This window comes from Vibrio sp. CK2-1, from assembly GCF_021726515.1.
Taxonomy (GTDB): domain Bacteria; phylum Pseudomonadota; class Gammaproteobacteria; order Enterobacterales; family Vibrionaceae; genus Vibrio.
The window spans coordinates 260,104-281,171 of record NZ_JAKKCJ010000002.1 but is presented as its reverse complement, the minus strand read 5'-3'; the positions used below and the strand labels follow the sequence as shown (position 1 = coordinate 281,171).

Genomic DNA, 21,068 nt, shown 5'->3' with positions numbered 1-21,068 from the left:
TCTTAAGTGGCGAGCAATGATTAAATTTGTTATAATTGGCGGTTTGCATTTCGCATACTAATATTCTTCACTCAGACCTCAAGTTGGATATCGTCGATGGATCAAAATCCGCAGTCACAGCTAAAGTTACTTGTCGCAAAAGGTAAGGAACAAGGCTATCTGACCTACGCCGAAGTAAATGACCACCTACCTGAAGAAATCGTAGATTCAGAACAGGTAGAAGACATCATTCAAATGATTAACGACATGGGTATCCAAGTCGTTGAAACCGCACCTGATGCGGACGATCTTATGTTGAATGAGGCAGTAGCAGATGAAGACGCTGCCGAAGCCGCAGCAGCCGCACTTTCAAGCGTAGAAAGTGAAATTGGCCGAACTACTGACCCAGTGCGCATGTACATGCGTGAAATGGGTACGGTTGAACTATTAACTCGTGAAGGTGAGATCGACATTGCTAAACGCATTGAAGATGGCATCAATCAAGTACAATGTTCAGTCGCTGAATACCCTGGCACCATTTCTTACATTCTTGAGCAATTTGATAAAGTTCAAGCTGAAGAACTTCGTTTAACTGATATTATTTCAGGTTTCGTTGATCCTGATGATGATGGCAATGCCGCACCAACTGCAACACACGTTGGTTCAGAGCTTGCTGTTACTGATGACGATCTGGATGACGATGATGACGATGCGGATTCAGATGAGGACGAAGAAGAGGAAGATACAGGCATCGATCCTGAGCTTGCTCTAGAACGTTTTACTGAACTTCGCAATACCTATCAGAACTTGCAACTTGCGATCAATGAACACGGTCGTGAAAGCAAAGCAATTGCTGATAGCAAGCAAGAGTTCCTTGATGTTTTCCGTCAATTCCGTCTGATTCCAAAACAGTTTGATTATTTAGTTAATAATCTGAAAAACTCAATGGACCGCGTACGTACTCAAGAACGTTTAATTATTCGTACTTGTGTTGAATACGGAAAAATGCCGAAAAAAGCATTCGTGCAAGCCTTTACGGGTAATGAATCATCAGATGCATGGCTAGATGAAGTTTTAGCATCTGGTAAGCCTTATGCAGATAAAATCAAACAAAGCGAAGAAGAGCTGCGTCGTAGTATCTTCAAGCTAAAATCAATCGAAGAAGAAACCTCTTTGAATGTGCAAACTATCAAAGATATCAGCCGTCGCATGTCAATCGGTGAAGCAAAAGCTCGTCGTGCGAAGAAAGAAATGGTTGAAGCCAATTTACGTTTGGTTATCTCGATTGCGAAAAAATACACCAACCGTGGCCTACAATTCTTGGATCTTATTCAAGAAGGTAACATTGGCCTAATGAAAGCGGTTGATAAGTTCGAATACCGTCGTGGTTATAAGTTCTCGACTTATGCAACATGGTGGATTCGTCAGGCGATCACTCGTTCAATTGCTGACCAAGCACGTACGATTCGTATTCCGGTACACATGATCGAAACCATTAACAAATTGAACCGTATCTCTCGTCAGATGCTTCAAGAAATGGGTCGTGAGCCGTTACCAGAAGAATTGGCTGAACGCATGCAAATGCCTGAAGACAAGATTCGTAAAGTACTGAAAATTGCTAAAGAGCCAATTTCAATGGAAACCCCTATCGGTGATGATGAAGATTCGCACCTAGGTGATTTCATTGAAGATACTACCCTTGAGCTACCTTTAGATTCTGCTACTTCAACTAGCTTGAAGTTCGCCACTAAAGATGTATTAGCGGGTCTAACGCCTCGTGAAGCAAAAGTACTTCGTATGCGTTTCGGTATCGATATGAACACTGACCACACTTTGGAAGAAGTGGGTAAGCAGTTCGACGTAACTCGTGAACGTATTCGTCAGATTGAAGCCAAAGCATTGCGTAAACTTCGTCACCCAAGCCGCTCAGAAACACTGCGCAGCTTCTTGGACGAATAAACCAAGCCGGATACATTTCTGATTTAAAAGGTGAGTTCTATACTCACCTTTTTTGTGTCTGAAATTTACACTTGAAGATATAAGTCGTTTAAGTGGATAAAAACTAAGCGCAATCTATATGCTCACATCTAGACACCTTTAGTTCATTCCCCTATAATCGTCCAACAATTTGGCCCCATAGCTCAGTTGGTTAGAGCGCACGACTCATAATCGTTAGGTCCACAGTTCAAGTCTGTGTGGGGCCACCATTTCAAAGAAGACGCTCAAGGGCGTCTTTTTTTTATCCTCATTTTAGAGAATAAAAGCCCCCTTTGCTTTATACTGAATGGCTTAATCGGTACGTGTTCATACGGTAGTCATACTGGAGCCCATGAAAACTCATATCCACTCTATTTCCCGCTTTGCCATTTCCCGCTACTTGTGGGGCAGTATCCTTGTAACCGTTTTCTTTTCTGCTTCACTCGCTTGCTGGTTACTTGTTAATTCATATCATGATTTTGATAACGCGAGAGAACGAACAAAGTTCTTCCACGTGGTTAATCAATTTGTTTTAGCTTTAAATATTTACGGTCGTGAGCGTGGTTTTGCTCATGAACTCATCTTTGCTGATCAAAAAAGTAAACCCGCCGCATGGCAAGCTTTAGTTAAAGGCCGTTTAGAAAGTGATCAAGCCTTAAGCAAGTTACCCAAAGAATTTATTACTTCTGAGCAATGGGAGCAGATCAATACCAGTAAGCAAATTGCTCGCGAAAAAATTGATTACTACAAGATAAATACCGCTACTGATATTCAACAAAGCAGAGAAGCGGTCGATGAATTATTAAAATCGACTCGCATATATCGACTCATTATGATTGATGCGGTTTCTAACAAATTAACAAATTCAATCACAATTAGTAGTGCTGTTAATCGCTTAGTATCTATCTCAATGATCCGAGATAACGCAGGCCGTTTAGCTGCTCCATTTGTAAACGCTTTATATTATCAAAGCACGCTCTCTCCTGCTGAATTCTCAGATACCATACGTCGCATGGAAGAAATTCGCGTTAGTTGGTCATTGGTCGAATACTTACAAGATAATCTGCCCAAGAATAAAGATTTACAAGAGCAAATTGAAACCACGAAAGCAAATTACTATGAGCAAAGCGAAATGTTCATTCGCGACCTCTCAGAACAGGCAAAAGTGACCCATCGCTTAAATATCAATGCTTATGAATTCTCTATGCAATATCGCAAAGGCTTAGGGGCCATTGAGGTATTACAGAATAACTATATCAATGAATTATTCCGTCTATACAAACAAGAAGAGCGACAAGCGCTTGCTAAATTTGTCACCGTACTACTCATACTGATCGCTAATATCACATTGCTTGCCGGTATTATGACTTATATTCAAAGGCACCTTCTTAAGCCTTTATCGGATCTCAATAAGGCAGCGAGCCTACTGGCTAACTCGAAAGAAAATACTTCGGGAGAGAATATCAGTGAAATTCAAAGCTTATTTAACACCCTAAGCGTGTTAGATCAGCAAATGAAAATGCAGCAATCTATCCATGAAAAATTAATTAAAGACTCAGAAGAAGATCCTCTCACTAAGCTAGCCAACCGCCGACGCTTTACTAGAGAGGCATTATCAATGCTGGCAATGAGCAGCGAAAACCCTACTCATTTAGTTTTGATCGATTTGGATTATTTTAAGAAAGTGAATGATGGATGGGGTCATGTGGTTGGCGATCATGTATTGGTTGGTATTGCCGATGTTTTACGTGAATATTCTCACCCAGAAAGCTTAGCGACACGACTCGGTGGTGAAGAGTTCGCCATCATTTTTCCACCCAATATTGAATTGGATTTAGCTCAGCAACTAGCAATACTACAAACGAAAATTCGTCAGTTAAAGGTTGATAACGAGCAAGGTGGAACCTTATCGGTTACCGCGAGTTTTGGTGTCGCCAGTTCGACCAGTACTCATGCCAATGCGCTGAAGAATCTATTAACTGAAGCAGATGAAGCGCTTTATCGAGCCAAAGATCAAGGTCGAGACCAAATCTGTTATTTCTAATCAGCAAAAAAATAGAGGTTAAGTCGAACCTAACCTCTATGCGTTATTCTTACATTTACCCTATTTCTACATTTGAACGAGCAATCTATGCTTGTTTCTTCATTAACGACTCGCGATATTGAACGATATCATCAATGGTTAATACTGGCATGTTATGCAGTTTACCGAATGCCACGATCTCTTCTGCGCGCGCCATTGTTCCATCTGGGTTAGTCACTTCACATAACACACCCGCTGGATTTAAACCGGCTAACTGCATTAAATCCGTTGTACCTTCGGTATGCCCACGACGTGTTAATACCCCACCGGTACGAGCGCGTAATGGGAATACATGACCTGGACGCGCCAAATCATCTGGCTTAGCATCGGCAAAAATGGCGGTTTTAATTGTGGTCACACGATCTGCTGCGGATACACCAGTCGTCACACCTTGCTTCGCTTCGATTGAAACCGTAAATGCCGTCTGGTTCTGGCTATTGTTATTAACCACCATTGGCGGTAAATCAAGTTGGTTGGCTTGTTCATCGGTTAAGCACAAGCACACGATACCGCTACACTCGCGAATCATTAACGCCATTTGTGCATCGGTTAGTGTTTCAGCAGAATAAATAAGATCGCCTTCATTTTCACGATCCTCATCATCAAGTACGAGTACACCTTGCCCTTGTTGCAATGCAACTAAAGCGGCTTCAACGCGCTCAATAGGATTTCCAAATTCGGCTAATAAAGAAGGTTGGTTCTGATTCATGGCAATATCTCCTGTGGATACCAGAATCAGGGCTCTTTAAGAAGGGGTCAGTAAGACAGATAGCCAAAAGCCACGCATTACCAACGTCAAAGCCACTGAACCACCTTAGAAATTAAGGTAGTTCAGTGTCATTTATCCTCTCCCATCCAGACTATAACTGTCGGCTCTGGCATCTCACCAGATCTGCTGACCCTACTTCAAAACGATAATGAACTAGGCGCTCGCGGGCTGATAACATCAAGTGCTATATACCGCCGGTGGGGAATTTCGCCCCGCCCTGAGAATAAGTTAAAAAATTGTGCCACTTAATGTGGTGGAGACATACTATTACAGCGACAAGATAAAATCTATTTCCTGTTAGAGAGAAATTCTAAAAAGTAGCCAAGATCAAAAAAGCCTCAGACTAAGCTGAGGCTTTCGAGATAACGTTTTTGTTAGAGCAAATTAAGCAGCGGCTTTAATTGACTCAACAGGCGCTGCAATTTTCTTCTCACCGATAGGAAGAACAGTGCGGCCAAACTCTAAGTTGATTACTGTAGCAACTGCTAGGTAAACCGCGCTTGAACCACAGAAGATACCAACAACACCAGCGATATGGCCGATAGTTGCATTACCAGTGAAATCACCAGCCGCAAGCAAGAAGAATAGTAGAGTCAAGCTACCAAATACCACTTGTTTCGCTACTGGGTAACGAGCCAATGTTGCGATAAACATGAAGCCAGTGAAGATACCCCAGATGAGTAGGTAAGAGGCTAGAAAATGCGCTGGCGTTGCTTCACCTAAGCCCATGCCTGGCATTAAAATTAGACCAACAAGTGATAACCAAAACATACCGTAAGAAGTGAAAGCTGTGGTACCAAACGTATTACCGTTTTTGTATTCCATAATACCAGCGATAACTTGTGCAATACCGCCGTAAAAAATACCCATAGCAAGAATTACGCTAGTTAGTGGAAATAAACCTACGTTATGTAGATTTAAAAGAATCGTTGTCATACCAAACGCCATTAAGCCTAATGGTGCTGGATTTGCTGGTTTTGTAGTAGTCGCGGTTGACATAGTATTACCTGATTAAAATATGAACGGAATTTTAAAAGCGGCGTATTATTGTCGATGACCGAGATTTTGTAAAACACTTTGTAGCATAAGTCACAAAAAACTATTTAAAGTCATGAAAAATCCTGAATACAACGCCAACAAGATCGCATTCAGGATTAATAAGCTAGGGGATGGTTATTATGATTTTACAGTTTGTTCGCTAACTTTCGCTTCACCAGCACTCACATTCTGCTCTAGCGCGACTTCAGAGGCATCCGTCTCTTTTGGCTGTGGCTTTTCTTTTAATACAATCACCGGGCGTGTCATAAATAAGTTATTCGGGTACAAAATCAAATCTCCATCAAGACTACGTAACTGAACATTCATAAAGCCCATTTCCGTGATTTCACCCTCTAAAAAGTTAGCACCATCCACCACTCTCACCCAGCGCCCCACTCGGCAATCATTTTGGGTAAACAAAATTAAGAAGCTGGTTAAGTTACTCAGTAATGACCAACCGGCAAAGAGCGCCACACCCAATAAAGCAAACATGGAGGAACCAACAACCAATAAACCTCTTAGTTCAATCCCCCATAGCATCAATAGCAAACAGATTAGAATGATAGAAGTAATGGTATTGAGTAATAACCTAGCGCGTTGCTTACGGTGAGGACTAATGCCTGACTTCATTCCACGCAAAAAGATCTTGGCAGGAATACGGCGCAACATAGGATAAAACACCAGCACTAATACGGTGATAAACCATTTGTAATAGTCTTGAGTAAACACCAACCATTCTTGAGGTATTGTCGACATTAATTATTTGCCTCTATTTGCTGTTCACGAGCGATGGCTTTCTTTTGATAACGGTTAGCCAGAACTGCGCAATAAAATATTTGTAATGGGTGATAAATCATTATCGGCAACAATATCATCCCTAACCTAGGATCAGCACTAAAAATCACTTTCGCCATTGGCACGCCTGCTGCCAAGGTTTTTTTACTACCACAAAACACCGCCGCCACTTCATCAGCATGATCAAAGCCCAACCAACGAGCGCTTTTAACCATCAAGTTCACAACAAAAAACAGCACCAGCCCACAAATCACAACCGACATAATGACATACTCAATCGAAAAGCTATGCCAAATGCCCTCTGCAACTGAATCACTAAAAGCATTAAAAACAATCAATAAGATGACGTATTTATCCAGTTTACCAATAATGCTTTTATGCTTTTCAAAACTAGCCAGCAAAAAAGGTCTCAACAGTTGGCCAAGCACCATAGGCAATAACAGCATCGTCGAAATGGAAGTGACTGATTTCATAACATCAATTTTCGCGCCCTCTAAGCCCATAAACACTTGAACCAAGAGTGGGGTAATTAAGATCCCAAGAATACTAGAAAGTGATGCGTTAAATATCGCTCCCGGCATATTGCCTCGACCAATCGCAGTCATCGCAACCGATGAAGATATGGTGCTCGGCAATACAAATAGAAAGCAGAAACCAAATGCCAATGCGCTAGGCATCACAGCCAGTAAGCCCTGACCGAACACTACCCAAAGTAAAGGGTAGAGAATAAACGTCGCCGACTGAATAAATAGATGAAGTCGCCAATTACTCATCCCCGCTTTTAACGATTGCGGAGAAAGGCCGATACCATGCAAAAAGAAAACAATCGCAATGCCGAAAGCGGTCACTTGATCTAAATGCAAACTACCTTGACTACGCCCAACATCAGGAATAATCGTAGCGAGTAACATGCAGATGACCATCGCGACTAAAAACCATTCTTTCTTTAATGCAGCGACTAGATTTAAACGCATATGACTAATATCTCTTAATAAATTAAATTGGATAAAAACTTTGGAACTTCATTGGCATCGTATAAACTAAGGTGGCATATAATTAAAAAAAACGCATCTATATTCTGAGATGCTGCCCTAAGAGTGCAAAACACTATGTTTTAAACAAAGCCTTGTTTGACATAGAATATTAACTAGCATTGATAAAATCACGATATTTTTATTAGTAACTGTCAGCGCATTACATTAAGCGAACAGGTAAAGGAAAAATAATGACATTAGATTATGTAGCCCTGGGCATACTTATTTTCGTCGTACTGGTGCTGTTTTACGGCATCATTGTTATTCACGATATCCCCTATGAAATTTCCAAAAAACGCAATCATCCTCACCAAGATGCCATTCATGTTGCGGGCTGGGTAAGTCTATTTACTTTGCATGTACTTTGGCCATTCTTGTGGATCTGGGCGACCTTATGGCGTGAAGACCGTGGTTGGGGCTTTAATAAACTACAAGCCGAACAAGATGATATGCACCATAAAGTGGATGAATTGAATAAGCAAATCTCTCAGCTACAAAAACAAATGGCTGAATTATCACCTCAAGCAAAACCAACTGAGAACACACAAGAAAGCACCAAGGGAGAATCAAACTAATGGAAACAATATTGATTCTAACCTATACCGCTTTTTGTATTGCGATATTTAAAATCTTCCGTATCCCACTCAATAAGTGGACGGTTCCAACTGCTGTTTTAGGTGGTGTGGTTTTACTTGGTTCTATCTTCTTAGCCATGAACTACTTCCAGCCATTCACTCAGCTTGGTGGCCAAATCTATAGCACCACACCAATGGTTTCTAATGTCCGTGCCCGTGTGGTTTCTGTCGACGTTGAACCAAACAAACTAGTAAAACAAGGCGATGTATTAGTACGCTTGGACGATACCCCGTTTAAAGCAGCGGTTGTACAACAACAAGCCGCACTGGCTGCCGCGAAACAAAACGTCTTAGTGCTTGAAGCGGCTTACAAACAAGCTGCCGCAACTAGCGTGCAAGCCTTAGCAGAAAGAGATCGTTCACAACGTGAAGCAGCGCGTTACCAAAAAGGTTACAAACGTGGCGCATTTACTTTGCAACAAGTGGATGACAAACAACAAATTGCTAAAGGTGCAGAAGCCGCCTACCAAGCAGCCCTTTCTAATGAAAATGCCGCTAAAGCAGCGTTCGAGTCGCAAATTGATGGGGTTAATACCTCAGTTGCAGAAGCTCAAGCTGCACTAGATAGAGCTCAATTTAATCTAGACCAAACGATTATTCGTGCTCCAACCGATGGTTATGTTTCTCAACTAGCGTTAAAACCAGGTGTTATGGCGGTTCCACTACCATTTAAACCAATTTTAACTTTCGTGAGTACCCAAGACCATTACTTCGTTGGTGCCTTCCGTCAAAACTCAACACTGAATATTAAAGCCGGTGATGAAGCGGATGTGATCTTCAGAGCGCTACCAGGTAAGTCCTTTAAAGCAGAAGTAGCTGAAGTACTGCCTGCAATTGCAGAAAGCCAAATCCAAGCAGCCGGCGCTTTATTAGGTACGAACATGCTGCAAACTCAAGGCCGTATCATGGTGAAGTTCAAGTTAATTGACGATGTCGAACAATATAACTTACCTATGGGTGCCAATGTTGAAATTGCAGTCTACTCAGGCAAGTTAGAACACGTTGCTATCATTCGTAAAATCCTAATTCGAATGAAGAGCTGGCAAAACTACGTGTACTTCGATCACTAATATCGACGTACTCGGCAGTAATGCTTCAGATACACAAAAGCCCCGTTCATTCGGGGCTTTTTATTGTCTAACGTTTGACTCTCTATTAAATTATTCTGAGCAGATTTCCGCCAAAGTACTTAAGCGTTTTTGCGGGTTAGCCACATAAGGATTAGAGGTATCCCATGCATAACCAGCTAAAATAGAGCTGATTTTTTTCTTTATATCTGGATGAGCATTTTCAAAAAACACCACATTTTGAAAACGTCCGTCATACCAACCTTCGACATAAGCGCGGAAGGTATCGACCCCAACCATTAACGGCTCTGCGTAATCTTTTTGCCAATCCACCGCTTCACCATTTAATTGACGGATTAACGTATCGGTTGCCAGTTCAGCAGATTTCATTGCAATTGTCACACCAGATGAAAATACCGGATCTAAAAACTCACCAGCATTACCCAACATCGCATAGTTATTGCTGGCAAGATGCTTCACATTAGCGGAATAACCACCAATCGTGCCGCTCATGTGACAAAAATCCGCATCCCTAAATAGCAGCTTTAAGTGCGGTTCTTCTGAAGTTAATTGCTTTAACGCGGCAATTTCATCATCAGGATAAGCGTCAAAAAAATCAGGCGTTGAGACTACCCCAACTGAACAAACACCATTACTAAATGGAATTAGCCAATACCAAACACTTTGATTATCAGGATGCACATAGATGGTGATCTTGTCGCGATCATAATTTAGCTCAATGGCTAAGCTGTCCGTAATGTTATCAGTAACATGAGTAAATAATGCCTTTCGTTGTGGGAGATCTGAAGGCAACTCTAAGTCAAGTAGCCGAGGTAATACTCGTCCATAACCGCTAGCATCTAAAATGAAGTCAGCTTGAATTTGATAGGGTTCACCCGCCTCATCAATAACGGATAGCACTGGCTGTTTAGGCTCAACATCTACCGCGGTTACGGTATGTTGATAATGGATCTCAACACCTTGCTTTTGCGCTTCATCCGCAAGTAGTTTATCGAATGGCCCACGCTGAACTTGAAAAGTCGTTCCCTCACCTGGGGTATACTTATCGGTAAAGTCAAAATAAGTATATTTATCTTGATAACGAAATGCGGCGCCATTTTTAAACTGAAACTCGGCTTTATTTACCGCATCAAACAGTTTGGCTTTTTTCAAACTTTCCATACAAGCGGGCAGTAAGCTTTCGCCGATAGAAAAACGAGGAAAGGTACTGCGCTCTAACACAACACAGTCAATATCATGCTGTTTGAGAATAGCCGCAGCTACTGAACCAGAAGGGCCAGCGCCAATAATCACAACCGATGTTTTCTGTATTGTGCTCATTCTAAATCCCTATCTACCTTCAATGTTAATCAGCTTTAAGATGTAAAAGCGTATGCCCAAGTCCGATATTATCGATGCGATTGTTCACCACAAAACCAGCTTCTTTGACGATCTCTAAAAAATCATCGCTACGATAAAAGCGACTATTACCATTGGCCAAACAAGTAAAATAAAGCGAAGTGGCATTTAAGCTGTATGACGCGGCTTCATAACGCTGAGCATCCCAAAATAACTCCAGAATATACACATCGGCTTGAGGCTTCATGGCAGCACGAACGCGACGTAAAATACTGAGAATTTCCATCGGTGAGAAACAATCTAAAAATTGACTCATCCACCACACGTCAGCACCTTCAGGTAAGGCTTGTTGCTTATCGAGCATATTGGCCGGGAAGAAATCAACCCGTTCAGAAAAACCATGCTGAGCAATATTTTCTTTGGCTAAGGCAATTTGCTGCGGCAGATCGATAATCGTGACATTGACACTCTCATCATGCTGACAACATTGCAGTGTCCACTTACCCGTATTGCCGCCAATATCAAAAATGCGCTTAGGTTGATTCGCAAAAATCTGCTTGAGTAAAACAGGAAAAGTATTATCCGAATAAAAATGATCAAACTTAAACCAGCTATCTTGCGCCTTCTTCGGCAAGCTCGATAAGCCTTCATAAATCGTCGACCAATCGCCTAACTCTTTCAAACCCGCTGGCGTGCCTTCTTGAATCGCTTCGGTTAAATGCATCATGCCGGCATAACAAACGTCTGCCGTAAAATCCATATTGGCGATAGTCATGCCATCGCTTAATAAAGAGTGCCCTAACTTAGCAAGAACGTAATGCTCATCACGCCATGTCACGATATGCGCACTTAATGCCATGTCTAATAGCACTTTAACGCCGTACTCAGACACTTGAGTGGCATCGGCAATATATGCGGCCGTCATACCTTGTTCTGGCTGCTTTTCTAGTGCGGCTAAAATACCAAGATCTCGTAACGTTCGAGCGGTATGAAACACAATAGGAGAGAAAGCTAATTTTTGAGCTTCAGTTTTTGCTTCTAATGCATTGTATGGATCGTGTTGAAATTGCTTCAAAATTAAAGTCCAAATAACAAATCTGTCGACAAGGAAAACAAAGTCATCTCAGTTTGAAAGTGATGACTTAATTGGATATTGCTCATAATACCCCATTAAAGGTTATATTTTTGTATCAATTAATGACTGAACAATATAGCGTTTGCATCAATAAAAATGCTATTTTTACATTTTGCTTCTATAAATGGTATGAATGGGCATTAATGAACACTATTTCATTTAATATTGAACACTGGCACGCACTTTCTCCGGGGTTAACCACACCTGAAGAATGGCAGCATTACACCGATCATGCCTTTGACAATGAAAAACCATCACTCGAAGTAAATTTAATTCCGGCCATGATGCGCCGCCGCATGAGCCCATTAAGCAAAGTCGCCTTACAAACCGCCATTCATTTACAGCAATCGACTACATCTGAGTTTGACTACCTAATTTTTTCAAGTCGTCATGGTGAACTACCGCGTACCGTTGAATTACTGCAACAAGTGCTACAAGGTGAAGAAGCCTCACCGATGGCATTTTCTCAATCGGTACATAACACCAGCGCAGGTTTATTTACCATTGCTACCAAAAGTCCGATTCCAGCAACCTCACTTGCCGGCTGCGAATCTAGCCTACATCACGCTTTAATTGAGGCTAGTGCTTACTTAGCAGAAAATCCACAGCATAAGATATTACTGATCGACTTCGATGCGCCACTACCAAAACCTTATGACCAATTTGACGCAACGCCTACCCCACCACTTTATGCATTAGGACTAGTGCTGGGCTCTGGTTCACAAACTCAAATTAACTGGCAAACCAAAAAGCCTTCTAGTTTCGAATCCAAAAATCGCTCACAAACCATAGATATCATTCAACAGTTAGCTCATCAAAGCCGTCACTGGACGATTGAAGACTCTCGAAATCAATGGCAATGGCAACGAGGTGACGCTGAATAATGGCAAACCATTCACTTAGCGTTGCCCAACGTTGTAATAAATACTGGCGAGTAATGGCCACTGGCAGCTGCTTTGCAATTTTTGGTATCGGCGCACTGTGCCTAACCTTTATCGTCTTTCCATTGATGACGTGGACGGCTCGTAATCAAACCCAACGTGAAATGCGAGTACAATCAATTATCCAGCGAGCTTTTCGCTTATTTTGTCGCACCATGAAATTTACTGGCACAATTGATTACCGATTCGATAATGTAGAACAGCTGCAACAAGATAGAAATTGCCTAATTGTCGCCAATCACCCAAGCTTAATTGACTATGTGTTGATTGCATCATGTTTGCCACAATGTGATTGTTTGGTGAAAGCCGCAATTTGGAATAACCCATTTATGAAAGGGATCGTTAAAGCGGCTGGTTATATTCCTAATCGCGATCCAGAAAGCTTGTTGGATGACTGTAGCCAACGGCTAAATCATGGTAATGTTCTGCTGATTTTTCCAGAAGGAACACGGACAACACCTGGGCAACAATCCAAGTTACAACGCGGAGCAGCACAAATTGCCGTTCGCACTCAAACCGATTTACGGGTGATTCATATTAGTGTGAATCCAAGCTTTTTGACCAAACAAATGAAATGGTATCAAGTACCCGACACTAAACCCTTTTTTCATGTTGAAGTGAAAAACAAAATCAAGGTCGATGACTTTATCCAAAGCAGTGATTCACCAACCACTGCCGCGCGTCAACTGAATCGACATTTATCGAGCGCGATTTTCCCTGAAAACGCCCAATAAAATAAAACCAAGCTCTGAACATATTTTTAGCAATTTAGGTAGGTCACTGTGGAACAACTACACAACGAATTAAAAGCATTAATTATTGAAGCGTTAAACCTTGAAGATATTCAAGTGGAAGATATCGAAACTGACGCGGCTTTATTTGGAGACGGCTTAGGGCTGGATTCCATTGATGCACTAGAACTCGGTCTTGCCATCAAGAAAAAGTATCATATTGTGATTGATGCTGACGATAGCCAAACTCGTGAGCACTTTGCTTCGGTAGCGAACCTAGCTAACTACATTAGTGCTCAACAAAACTAACTCAGACAGAACAAGAATATTATGACGGAAATAAACAGAGACGAAGTATTCAGCAAAGTACAAGATGCCTTTGTTGAGCTATTTGAAATTGATGCTGATGACATCAAGCCTGAATCAAAACTTTACCAAGAGCTGGATCTCGATAGCATTGATGCGGTTGATCTTGTGGTTCATCTACAAAAATTAACTGGCAAAAAGATCCAACCCGATGAGTTTAAAGCTGTACGTACCGTCAACGACGTCGTTGATGCTGTAGTTGAGCTACTCAAGGAATAATAATGCGCGCATTAACGGCTTTATCTGCCCTACTGCTATTGGCTTATCCTTTAGCGGTTTATTATGGATTGAGCCGTTGGGGCATTGGCGTGATAGGTATTATCTTTGCCGCCCTGTTTGTCATTCGCATTGCCGCCGGCCATCAAACTAAGTTAAAAGAGCTTAAATACATTGCTTGGTTAAGTGGTGGCGCGGGAATTATTCTCACTTTATGTGCGACATTATTTCGTGAACACGGTTGGTTTACCTACTACCCAGTGGTGGTGAATCTTCTGATGTTTCTATTATTCTTCAGTAGCTTATGGCAGTCGCAAACCTTAGTGGAACGATTGGCTCGCCTACAAGAACCTGAACTACCGGAAAGTGGCGTGCGCTACACTCGCAATGTCACCAAAGTATGGTGTGGCTACTTTGTGATTAATGGCTCGATCGCACTTTATACCTGCTTTTTGCCACTTGAGATCTGGACCTTATACAATGGCTTACTCAGTTACTTGTTTGCCGGAAGTTTATTCACGATTGAATGGCTAGTAAGAGGTTATATTCGTAAATCTAACGAGCAATAATCGACTCGTTACTATTACTGCTAGTTTTAAAAAACTCCCAATATGGAAATTGCCACCAGCATGATGCCTGCTTCTTTTGTTCCTATTTCTCAATTGATGAATACCGATAGAGCCACTCAACGCTCTGTCGATTTTCCTGTTGCATTCGATGGTTTCAACCAACAAGGCCAAGCAGTTAACTGGCAACAATTTCAACAAGATACTTATCAACTCAGCCAACTATTGCGTGCTCGTAGTGAATCTCGTTGGGCGCTTTGTTTTGATAATAGCTACTGGTTTGCCGTGGCATTTATGGCGGCTTGTCATAGTCAAAAACAACTTATCATACCGGGTAATTTACAACCGGCAGCCCTAGCCGAGCTTTCTCAACACTTTGATGCGGTTTTGCATGATGAGGCGATCAATTCCGCTACGCTCGCGCCACACTTTGCCTTTGAAGCTCCCCAAATATTAGCTAAGAAACCTGAGATGGGCTTACCTCAATTTGAAGATTTAGCCGATGTCGCTATCACCTTGTTTACTTCAGGCACTAGTGGTCAACCTAAAGCTATCGAAAAACCATTATCGATTCTCGAAAAAGAAGTGGCACAGTTACAAACTACTTGGGGTGAATCCTTAACGGATGCAATCACAGCCAGCACGGTTTCTCACCAACATATTTATGGTCTGCTATTTCGTATTCTATGGCCACTTTCAGCTGGCAGAGCATTCCTCGCCCAAGACTGGCAATACCCTGAGCAAATTATCGAGCATGCTACTGAAGATTTAGTGTTAATCAGTAGCCCGGCTTTACTAAAGCGCTTAACACCAGCCGAGCCTGAAAACCGTTATCGCGCTATTTTTTCATCCGGTGGTCCACTACCTCTGGATGCAGCAAAAACCTGTAATCATTTATTTAGCCATTATCCACATGAAGTGCTCGGCAGTACTGAAACCGGTGGTATTGCCCATCGTCAGCAACACTCAAACAATACGCCCTGGCAAGCCTTTGTCGGCACCCAAATTGATGTCAATGCCGAGCAGTGTTTGAAAATCAAATCCCCTTTGGTGGATATCGAAAATTGGTATCAAACCGCCGATCAATGTGAATTATTAGATGAACAGCATTTTATTTTGAAAGGTCGAGCTGATCGGGTGATCAAAATAGAAGAAAAACGCATATCATTAAGTGAGATTGAGCGTCGTTTAAATCAACTTGATGAAATTAATGAAGCTGCGGTCATTCCATATCAAGAGCCAAAACGTTTGATTACTGCTGCCGCCATTACTCTCTCACCAATTGGACAAGCGAAACTCAACCAACTCGGTAAGGGAAAATTTGTATTGATGTTACGCCAATCTTTGCATCAATGGGTTGAACCAGTAGGTATTCCACGTCGTTTTCGAGTGGTTGATGAGATTCCTCTCAACACTCAAGGTAAGCGATTAATCAGTGATATTGAACAACTCTTCCACTCTGAATCGAGAAGTAAATAAGATGACAGTGATTAGAAAACCCAGCGTGATAAAACAACAAAATGACGAAAACACTCTCACTTTGTGGCTACAAATTGATGCTGAAATTGAAGACTTTAAAGGCCACTTTCCTCAATTTGCTTTATTGCCCGGCGTCACTCAAATTGATTGGGCGGTCCATTATGCTCAGCAACTTTTCGATTCGCCAAAATCCTTTCAATCAATGGAAGTGATCAAATTTCAAGAGCCGATTTTAAAAGACGCACTAGTCAAACTGACCTTAACTTGGCATGCTGACAAACAAAAGCTGCACTTTAGTTATACCTCTGGGCAAGATGATGACGTTCGTACTCATTCATCGGGTCGAATCTTATTAGGTTAAAGGAAGCATGTCTTAATATGGCCTCATTTTCACCCTGCTTTGTCATTCCTTGCTATAACCACGGCTCGACCATGGCAAGCGTTATCGCCTCTTTGCAGCCTTTTGGCTATCCGATCTTGGTAGTGGATGATGGTAGTGACAGCGACACCAAAGCGGCTTTAAATAACTTAATCGACATACCAAACCTGACCTTGCTTGCTAATCCAGTTAATCAAGGTAAAGGTGGGGCAATGATTTTGGGATTACGGGAAGCGCACCGACTAGGGTTTAGCCATGCAATCCAAATTGATGCCGATGGGCAGCACGATCCAGCCGCCATTCCTCGTTTAATTGAAGCCTCGCAAACTAATCCAGAGCAGTTAATCTCAGGTCGTCCTATCTATGACGACTCAGTGCCCAAAGCGCGACTTTATGGACGTTATGCCACTCATATTTGGGTCTGGATTGAAACGCTTTCTCTGGCTATCAAAGACAGCATGTGTGGCTTTCGTTCTTATCCACTGAATGCAACCATTGCCACGCTCGACCGATATACAATGGGCCTAAGAATGGATTTTGATACCGAGATCATGGTCAAAATGTACTGGCAAGGTGTCGACTGTCAATTCATTGAAACTCATGTCATTTATCCAGAAAATGGCATTTCTCACTTTGATGCCCTACATGACAATATTCGCATCAGCAAAATGCACACTAAACTATTTTTTGGCATGTTACCGCGTATTCCTAAGCTGATCGCTCGACATTTCAAGCCATCACAGCAAGTAAAACAAACTCCAGCCCATGACACTCACTGGGCAAAAAGCAAAGAGAAAGGAACGGTATTTGGTATCAAACTTCTGATGGCGGTTTATTCGCTACTGGGTCGTTCTGTATTCAATGCCATTCTAAAACTGGTGATTGGGTATTATCACAAAACCGGCAAGCAAACCCGACTCGCCTCAGAGCAATATCTGCAACAACTCGAAGATTACCATCGCGCGCAAGAACTCACGTTAGCCACGCCATTGTCGAGCTACCAACACTTACTATCGTTTGGCCAAACCATGCTGGATAAGCTAGCTGGATGGCGCGGTGATATTACTCGCGATGATCTGACGATTCATGGTCAACAGCAGTTTGAACAAGTGATTAGCGATAAACAAGGTATTGTAATTTTAGGATCGCACCTAGGTAACTTAGAGCTTTGCCGTGCGATGGGTAGTCTACGTCGTGGCGTTACTATCAATGCGTTAGTGTTTACCGAACATGCTGAGCGATTTAATAAAGTGATGGAAGCGGTCAACCCTGACTCATCAATCAACTTGATTCAAGTGACTACCCTAGGGCCAGACACTGCAATTTTATTGCAACAAAAGCTAGAACAAGGGGAATGGATTGTGATTGTCGGCGATCGCACTTCGGTCACCAAAGAACAACGTGTAATTTGGGCGGATTTTCTCGGTAAACCAGCACCGTTTCCCCAAGGGCCTTTTATGCTCGCCAGTGTGTTAGCTGCGCCAGTCTATTTACTGTTTGGACTACGTGATGAACACAACCCTCAGTCTCGCCCACGCTACCATGTTTATTTCGAACCCTTTGCAGAAAAAATCAGTCTGCCAAGAAAACAACGTATGCAAGCCTTGCAAAAGGTAGTCCAACAATACGCAACACGCTTAGAGCACTTCACCTTAAAAGCACCATTACAATGGTATAATTTTTTTAATTTTTGGCAGTTGACCAATCCAGCGCCAAGTGACAGTGCCAATACGACTCAACAAGATCCGAATTCAGGACAAAGTGAACACAATGACCAATCAAAATAGTAATAACAGCAACATTACCTTTGGTGCACAACGTCTGACGATCGAAGATGTTATGGCTATCGCACAAGGTAGTCAGGCACAAATGAACAACAGTAAAGCCTTCACGAGTAAAATTGATCGTGGCGTGGCTTTTTTAGAACGCTTGTTGCAACAAGAAGGCGTAATTTATGGTGTGACTACTGGCTATGGCGATTCTTGTACCGTTGCCATTCCAATGAATTTAGTCGATGAACTACCACTACATTTAACCCGCTTTCATGGTTGTGGTTTAGGTGAGCATTTGGATGAACAACAAGCTCGCGCGGTATTGGCGACGCGTTTATGTTCGTTATCGCAAGGGGTTTCAGGGGTTACTCATGACTTACTTAACCAGATCGTAACCTTAATCAATCAAGGCATCACGCCATTAATTCCACAAGAAGGTTCAGTGGGCGCAAGCGGAGACTTAACGCCACTTTCTTACCTTGCGGCGGTATTAATTGGTGAGCGTGAAGTGCTATACAAAGGCCAAGTGCGTCCAACCTCTGAAGTGTTTTCTGAGCTAAATATTCAACCGATTAAACTTAAGCCCAAAGAAGGCTTAGCATTAATGAATGGCACCTCAGTGATGACGGCACTCGCTTGTATTGCTTTCAAACGCGCGGAATATCTGGCTCAGCTTTCAACTCGTATAACCGCTATGGTGTCACTCGGTATGCAAGGAAATGACTTCCACTTTGATGAAGCGCTGTTTGCCGTCAAACCTCATCAAGGCCAACAACAAATTGCCGCTTGGTTACGTGCAGATCTACAAGCTGAACGCCCACCAAGCAATAGTGATCGCCTACAAGACCGCTATTCATTACGCTGTGCACCGCATGTGATTGGCGTGTTGCAAGACACCCTACCGTGGTTGCGTCAAATGATTGAAAATGAACTAAACAGTGCCAATGACAATCCAATCATTGATGGTGACAACGAACGCGTGCTGCATGGCGGACATTTTTATGGCGGTCATATTGCAATGGCGATGGATACCCTAAAAACCGCAGTCGCCAACCTTGCCGATCTACTGGATCGTCAAATGGCGCAGTTGATGGATTATAAGTTTAACAATGGACTACCGTTTAACTTAACCGGCGCGACCGGCGAACGTAAACCAATTAACCACGGCTTTAAAGCTGTACAAATCGGCATTTCCGCATGGACCGCCGAAGCACTGAAAAACACCATGCCAGCCAGTGTATTTTCACGCTCTACAGAATGTCATAACCAAGATAAAGTCAGCATGGGCACCATTGCTTCTCGCGACTGTCTACGTGTATTGCAGTTAACCGAACAGGTTGCTTCTGCATCGTTATTGGCCGCGACTCAAGCGATTGAACTACGTAAACGCAATAACGAACTGGATCAGCAACACTTAAGCCCGGCATTAAAAGACATGCTTGAGTCTGTACAAACCGATTTTGAATTTGTAGTCGAAGATCGTCCGTTAGAAGCAGATTTACGTAAGTTTGTTGGTAAGATCCAACAGCAAGAGTGGATGTTGTATTGATAGACGAGACTCGAGAACTCGTACGCTTCGCTCTTGTTGCTCGAGAAGCGAAGCGCTCAAGACTCAAGCAGCGTAGCGTCCTAGACACGTAAAACACTTATGGTAGAAAGCATGGAATATAAAGCCCTATCCTCCCAAGTCATCATGACCCCCTCTTTCCAGGATGCCGATCCTATGGGGGTGGTCTATCACGGCAATTATTTCCGTTTCTTTGAAGAAGCGCGTCGCGTGATGTTGGATAAGATTGGTTATAACTACCGTGAAATGCAGGATTCGGGTTATATGTGGCCGATTATCGATACTCGCGTCAAATACATCAAACCTATCCCGTTTGATTTAACCGTGCGGGTAGAAGCCAAACTGAGCGAGTGGGAAAACCGCTTAAAAGTCGATTACATAATTTACAATGCAGAAACTAATCAACGCTTAACCAAAGGCTACACTATGCAAGTGGCGGTTAGTATTGAAAGCGAAGAGATGTGTTTTGTATCCCCTAAAGCTTTCACCGATAAACTTGCTGCTTGGAGTACTAATGAACCTCATGCCTAAAATAACGTGGAAAGCAGCCTATGGCCTAGTGCTCTTGATGTGTGCTTTGTTGTTTTTAACTCAGACTAGTCAAGCGGCCACCAGCGATAATGACAAGCTAGCACAGCTGCAACAGCAATTAGCCAGCCATCAAGTAGTACGTGGGAATTTTACTCAAACTCGCCATATGCAGATGTTTGATGCGCCTTTAGAATCTCAAGGTCAATTCCTGCTTTCTAGCCAATATGGATTGTGGTGGCAACAAACCTCGCCATTTCCAACGTCCTTAGTGTTAACCCAAGATACCCTTAGCCAGCAAGTTGGCTCGGAACCTGCGCAAGTGGTGAAGGTCGCAGATAACCCTATGGTGTTTTATTTTAGCCATGTGTTTTTGTCGTTATTCCAAGGCGATACTCAAACCTTACAGCAACAATTTGATCTGAAATTAAGCTCAAACCAAAACAATCAATGGGTGTTATCCTTAACGCCAAAATCGGCACCACTCAATAAAGTGTTCAGCCAGATCAACATTGAAGCGAATGAGTATATTAACCGTATTGAACTAGTAGAAATTCGTGGCGATCGCACCGATATCGAGTTTAGTCAGCAAACTCATCAACCTAGTGATTTATCTGCGGCCGAACAAGCCATCTTTGGACAATAGACATCT

General features: G+C 42.5%; 21 protein-coding genes, 1 tRNA gene and 1 riboswitch. Of the genes, 16 read left to right on the top strand and 6 right to left on the bottom strand.

From position 1 onward, the window contains the following. Window positions 1–96: 96 nt before the first annotated feature. The 3 genes from rpoD to L3V25_RS06155 all read left to right on the top strand — a co-directional run bounded on the left by rpoD (window position 97) and on the right by L3V25_RS06155 (window position 4,000). Entirely contained in the window at window positions 97–1,938 is a 1,842-nt protein-coding gene (gene rpoD / locus L3V25_RS06165) for an RNA polymerase sigma factor RpoD (RefSeq protein ID WP_237294574.1), read from the top strand. 171 nt (window positions 1,939–2,109) lie between these two features. Further along, window positions 2,110–2,186 (top strand) — tRNA-Ile (locus tag L3V25_RS06160). A 122-nt stretch (window positions 2,187–2,308) separates the two neighbouring features. Beyond that, a complete protein-coding gene (locus L3V25_RS06155; RefSeq protein ID WP_237294573.1) occupies window positions 2,309–4,000 on the top strand; it encodes a GGDEF domain-containing protein in 1,692 nt (563 codons plus the stop codon). A gap of 85 nt (window positions 4,001–4,085) precedes the next feature. On the opposite strand, the gene ribB is transcribed toward L3V25_RS06155, so the two are convergent. From ribB to L3V25_RS06135, 4 genes are all read right to left on the bottom strand, one after another. Then, entirely contained in the window at window positions 4,086–4,748 is a 663-nt protein-coding gene (gene ribB, locus L3V25_RS06150) for a 3,4-dihydroxy-2-butanone-4-phosphate synthase (RefSeq protein WP_027697816.1), read from the bottom strand. 130 nt (window positions 4,749–4,878) lie between these two features. After that, window positions 4,879–5,037, bottom strand: a riboswitch (FMN riboswitch). 155 nt (window positions 5,038–5,192) lie between these two features. Next, window positions 5,193–5,807, bottom strand: coding sequence for an acetate uptake transporter (locus L3V25_RS06145; RefSeq protein ID WP_237294572.1), 615 nt, complete (start codon window positions 5,805–5,807; stop codon window positions 5,193–5,195). A 177-nt stretch (window positions 5,808–5,984) separates the two neighbouring features. Beyond that, entirely contained in the window at window positions 5,985–6,476 is a 492-nt protein-coding gene (locus L3V25_RS06140; RefSeq protein WP_346656332.1) for a mechanosensitive ion channel domain-containing protein, read from the bottom strand. A 125-nt stretch (window positions 6,477–6,601) separates the two neighbouring features. Further along, window positions 6,602–7,615: a bile acid:sodium symporter family protein gene (locus tag L3V25_RS06135; RefSeq protein ID WP_237294570.1), complete on the bottom strand. Its 1,014-nt coding sequence runs from the start codon at window positions 7,613–7,615 to the stop codon at window positions 6,602–6,604. Window positions 7,616–7,866: 251 nt separating this feature from the next. Between L3V25_RS06135 and L3V25_RS06130 the strand changes: the two genes are divergently transcribed. After that, window positions 7,867–8,250, top strand: coding sequence for a DUF3302 domain-containing protein (locus L3V25_RS06130; protein WP_237294569.1), 384 nt, complete (start codon window positions 7,867–7,869; stop codon window positions 8,248–8,250). Continuing rightward, on the top strand, window positions 8,250–9,380 hold the full coding sequence (locus L3V25_RS06125) for an HlyD family secretion protein (protein WP_237294568.1): 1,131 nt from the start codon (window positions 8,250–8,252) through the stop codon (window positions 9,378–9,380). The genes L3V25_RS06130 and L3V25_RS06125 overlap by 1 nt, the downstream gene beginning before the upstream one ends. A gap of 90 nt (window positions 9,381–9,470) precedes the next feature. Here L3V25_RS06125 and L3V25_RS06120 read toward each other — a convergent pair whose 3' ends face one another. Further along, window positions 9,471–10,718, bottom strand: coding sequence for an NAD(P)/FAD-dependent oxidoreductase (locus L3V25_RS06120; protein WP_237294567.1), 1,248 nt, complete (start codon window positions 10,716–10,718; stop codon window positions 9,471–9,473). 25 nt (window positions 10,719–10,743) lie between these two features. After that, a complete protein-coding gene (locus L3V25_RS06115; protein ID WP_237294566.1) occupies window positions 10,744–11,811 on the bottom strand; it encodes a class I SAM-dependent methyltransferase in 1,068 nt (355 codons plus the stop codon). Window positions 11,812–12,014: 203 nt separating this feature from the next. Between L3V25_RS06115 and L3V25_RS06110 the strand changes: the two genes are divergently transcribed. From L3V25_RS06110 to L3V25_RS06060, 11 genes are all read left to right on the top strand, one after another. After that, complete coding sequence (locus L3V25_RS06110) at window positions 12,015–12,755, top strand: beta-ketoacyl synthase chain length factor (RefSeq protein WP_237294565.1); 741 nt, start codon at window positions 12,015–12,017, stop codon at window positions 12,753–12,755. After that, window positions 12,755–13,546: a lysophospholipid acyltransferase family protein gene (locus L3V25_RS06105; protein WP_237294564.1), complete on the top strand. Its 792-nt coding sequence runs from the start codon at window positions 12,755–12,757 to the stop codon at window positions 13,544–13,546. The genes L3V25_RS06110 and L3V25_RS06105 overlap by 1 nt, the downstream gene beginning before the upstream one ends. 48 nt (window positions 13,547–13,594) lie before the next feature. Continuing rightward, window positions 13,595–13,852 (top strand): phosphopantetheine-binding protein, encoded by a 258-nt coding sequence (locus tag L3V25_RS06100; protein WP_237294563.1) that lies wholly within the window; start codon window positions 13,595–13,597, stop codon window positions 13,850–13,852. A 21-nt stretch (window positions 13,853–13,873) separates the two neighbouring features. Beyond that, the gene (locus L3V25_RS06095) at window positions 13,874–14,128 is read left to right on the top strand and encodes an acyl carrier protein (protein WP_237294562.1); all 255 of its coding nucleotides are present in this window, start codon (window positions 13,874–13,876) and stop codon (window positions 14,126–14,128) included. Between the two features lie 2 nt (window positions 14,129–14,130). Then, complete coding sequence (locus L3V25_RS06090; RefSeq protein WP_237294561.1) at window positions 14,131–14,694, top strand: hypothetical protein; 564 nt, start codon at window positions 14,131–14,133, stop codon at window positions 14,692–14,694. Between the two features lie 42 nt (window positions 14,695–14,736). Further along, entirely contained in the window at window positions 14,737–16,170 is a 1,434-nt protein-coding gene (locus L3V25_RS06085; protein ID WP_237294560.1) for an AMP-binding protein, read from the top strand. 1 nt (window position 16,171) lies between these two features. Continuing rightward, window positions 16,172–16,531 (top strand): 3-hydroxyacyl-ACP dehydratase, encoded by a 360-nt coding sequence (locus L3V25_RS06080; RefSeq protein ID WP_237294559.1) that lies wholly within the window; start codon window positions 16,172–16,174, stop codon window positions 16,529–16,531. Window positions 16,532–16,548: 17 nt separating this feature from the next. Beyond that, window positions 16,549–18,336 (top strand): glycosyltransferase family 2 protein, encoded by a 1,788-nt coding sequence (locus tag L3V25_RS06075; protein WP_237294558.1) that lies wholly within the window; start codon window positions 16,549–16,551, stop codon window positions 18,334–18,336. Further along, window positions 18,320–19,870: an aromatic amino acid ammonia-lyase gene (locus tag L3V25_RS06070; RefSeq protein WP_237294557.1), complete on the top strand. Its 1,551-nt coding sequence runs from the start codon at window positions 18,320–18,322 to the stop codon at window positions 19,868–19,870. The genes L3V25_RS06075 and L3V25_RS06070 overlap by 17 nt, the downstream gene beginning before the upstream one ends. A 111-nt stretch (window positions 19,871–19,981) precedes the next feature. Next, the gene (locus tag L3V25_RS06065) at window positions 19,982–20,419 is read left to right on the top strand and encodes an acyl-CoA thioesterase (RefSeq protein ID WP_237294556.1); all 438 of its coding nucleotides are present in this window, start codon (window positions 19,982–19,984) and stop codon (window positions 20,417–20,419) included. Then, entirely contained in the window at window positions 20,412–21,062 is a 651-nt protein-coding gene (locus L3V25_RS06060) for an outer membrane lipoprotein carrier protein LolA (protein WP_237294555.1), read from the top strand. Before L3V25_RS06065 ends, L3V25_RS06060 begins: the two co-directional genes overlap by 8 nt. Window positions 21,063–21,068: the final 6 nt, after the last annotated feature.

What these genes read in the sequence shown, in the direction of transcription:
- L3V25_RS06130 (WP_237294569.1), top strand. Translation starts at nt 7,867, where the DNA reads ATGACATTAGATTATGTAGCCCTGGGCATACTTATTTTCGTCGTACTG.
- L3V25_RS06085 (WP_237294560.1), top strand. Translation starts at nt 14,737, where the DNA reads ATGGAAATTGCCACCAGCATGATGCCTGCTTCTTTTGTTCCTATTTCT.
- L3V25_RS06075 (WP_237294558.1), top strand. Translation starts at nt 16,549, where the DNA reads ATGGCCTCATTTTCACCCTGCTTTGTCATTCCTTGCTATAACCACGGC.
- L3V25_RS06120 (WP_237294567.1), bottom strand. Translation starts at nt 10,718, where the DNA reads ATGAGCACAATACAGAAAACATCGGTTGTGATTATTGGCGCTGGCCCT.
- L3V25_RS06080 (WP_237294559.1), top strand. Translation starts at nt 16,172, where the DNA reads ATGACAGTGATTAGAAAACCCAGCGTGATAAAACAACAAAATGACGAA.
- L3V25_RS06070 (WP_237294557.1), top strand. Translation starts at nt 18,320, where the DNA reads ATGACCAATCAAAATAGTAATAACAGCAACATTACCTTTGGTGCACAA.
- rpoD (WP_237294574.1), top strand. Translation starts at nt 97, where the DNA reads ATGGATCAAAATCCGCAGTCACAGCTAAAGTTACTTGTCGCAAAAGGT.
- ribB (WP_027697816.1), bottom strand. Translation starts at nt 4,748, where the DNA reads ATGAATCAGAACCAACCTTCTTTATTAGCCGAATTTGGAAATCCTATT.
- L3V25_RS06065 (WP_237294556.1), top strand. Translation starts at nt 19,982, where the DNA reads ATGGAATATAAAGCCCTATCCTCCCAAGTCATCATGACCCCCTCTTTC.
- L3V25_RS06145 (WP_237294572.1), bottom strand. Translation starts at nt 5,807, where the DNA reads ATGTCAACCGCGACTACTACAAAACCAGCAAATCCAGCACCATTAGGC.
- L3V25_RS06105 (WP_237294564.1), top strand. Translation starts at nt 12,755, where the DNA reads ATGGCAAACCATTCACTTAGCGTTGCCCAACGTTGTAATAAATACTGG.
- L3V25_RS06110 (WP_237294565.1), top strand. Translation starts at nt 12,015, where the DNA reads ATGAACACTATTTCATTTAATATTGAACACTGGCACGCACTTTCTCCG.
- L3V25_RS06090 (WP_237294561.1), top strand. Translation starts at nt 14,131, where the DNA reads ATGCGCGCATTAACGGCTTTATCTGCCCTACTGCTATTGGCTTATCCT.
- L3V25_RS06125 (WP_237294568.1), top strand. Translation starts at nt 8,250, where the DNA reads ATGGAAACAATATTGATTCTAACCTATACCGCTTTTTGTATTGCGATA.
- L3V25_RS06060 (WP_237294555.1), top strand. Translation starts at nt 20,412, where the DNA reads ATGCCTAAAATAACGTGGAAAGCAGCCTATGGCCTAGTGCTCTTGATG.
- L3V25_RS06135 (WP_237294570.1), bottom strand. Translation starts at nt 7,615, where the DNA reads ATGCGTTTAAATCTAGTCGCTGCATTAAAGAAAGAATGGTTTTTAGTC.
- L3V25_RS06155 (WP_237294573.1), top strand. Translation starts at nt 2,309, where the DNA reads ATGAAAACTCATATCCACTCTATTTCCCGCTTTGCCATTTCCCGCTAC.
- L3V25_RS06095 (WP_237294562.1), top strand. Translation starts at nt 13,874, where the DNA reads ATGACGGAAATAAACAGAGACGAAGTATTCAGCAAAGTACAAGATGCC.
- L3V25_RS06140 (WP_346656332.1), bottom strand. Translation starts at nt 6,476, where the DNA reads ATGAAGTCAGGCATTAGTCCTCACCGTAAGCAACGCGCTAGGTTATTA.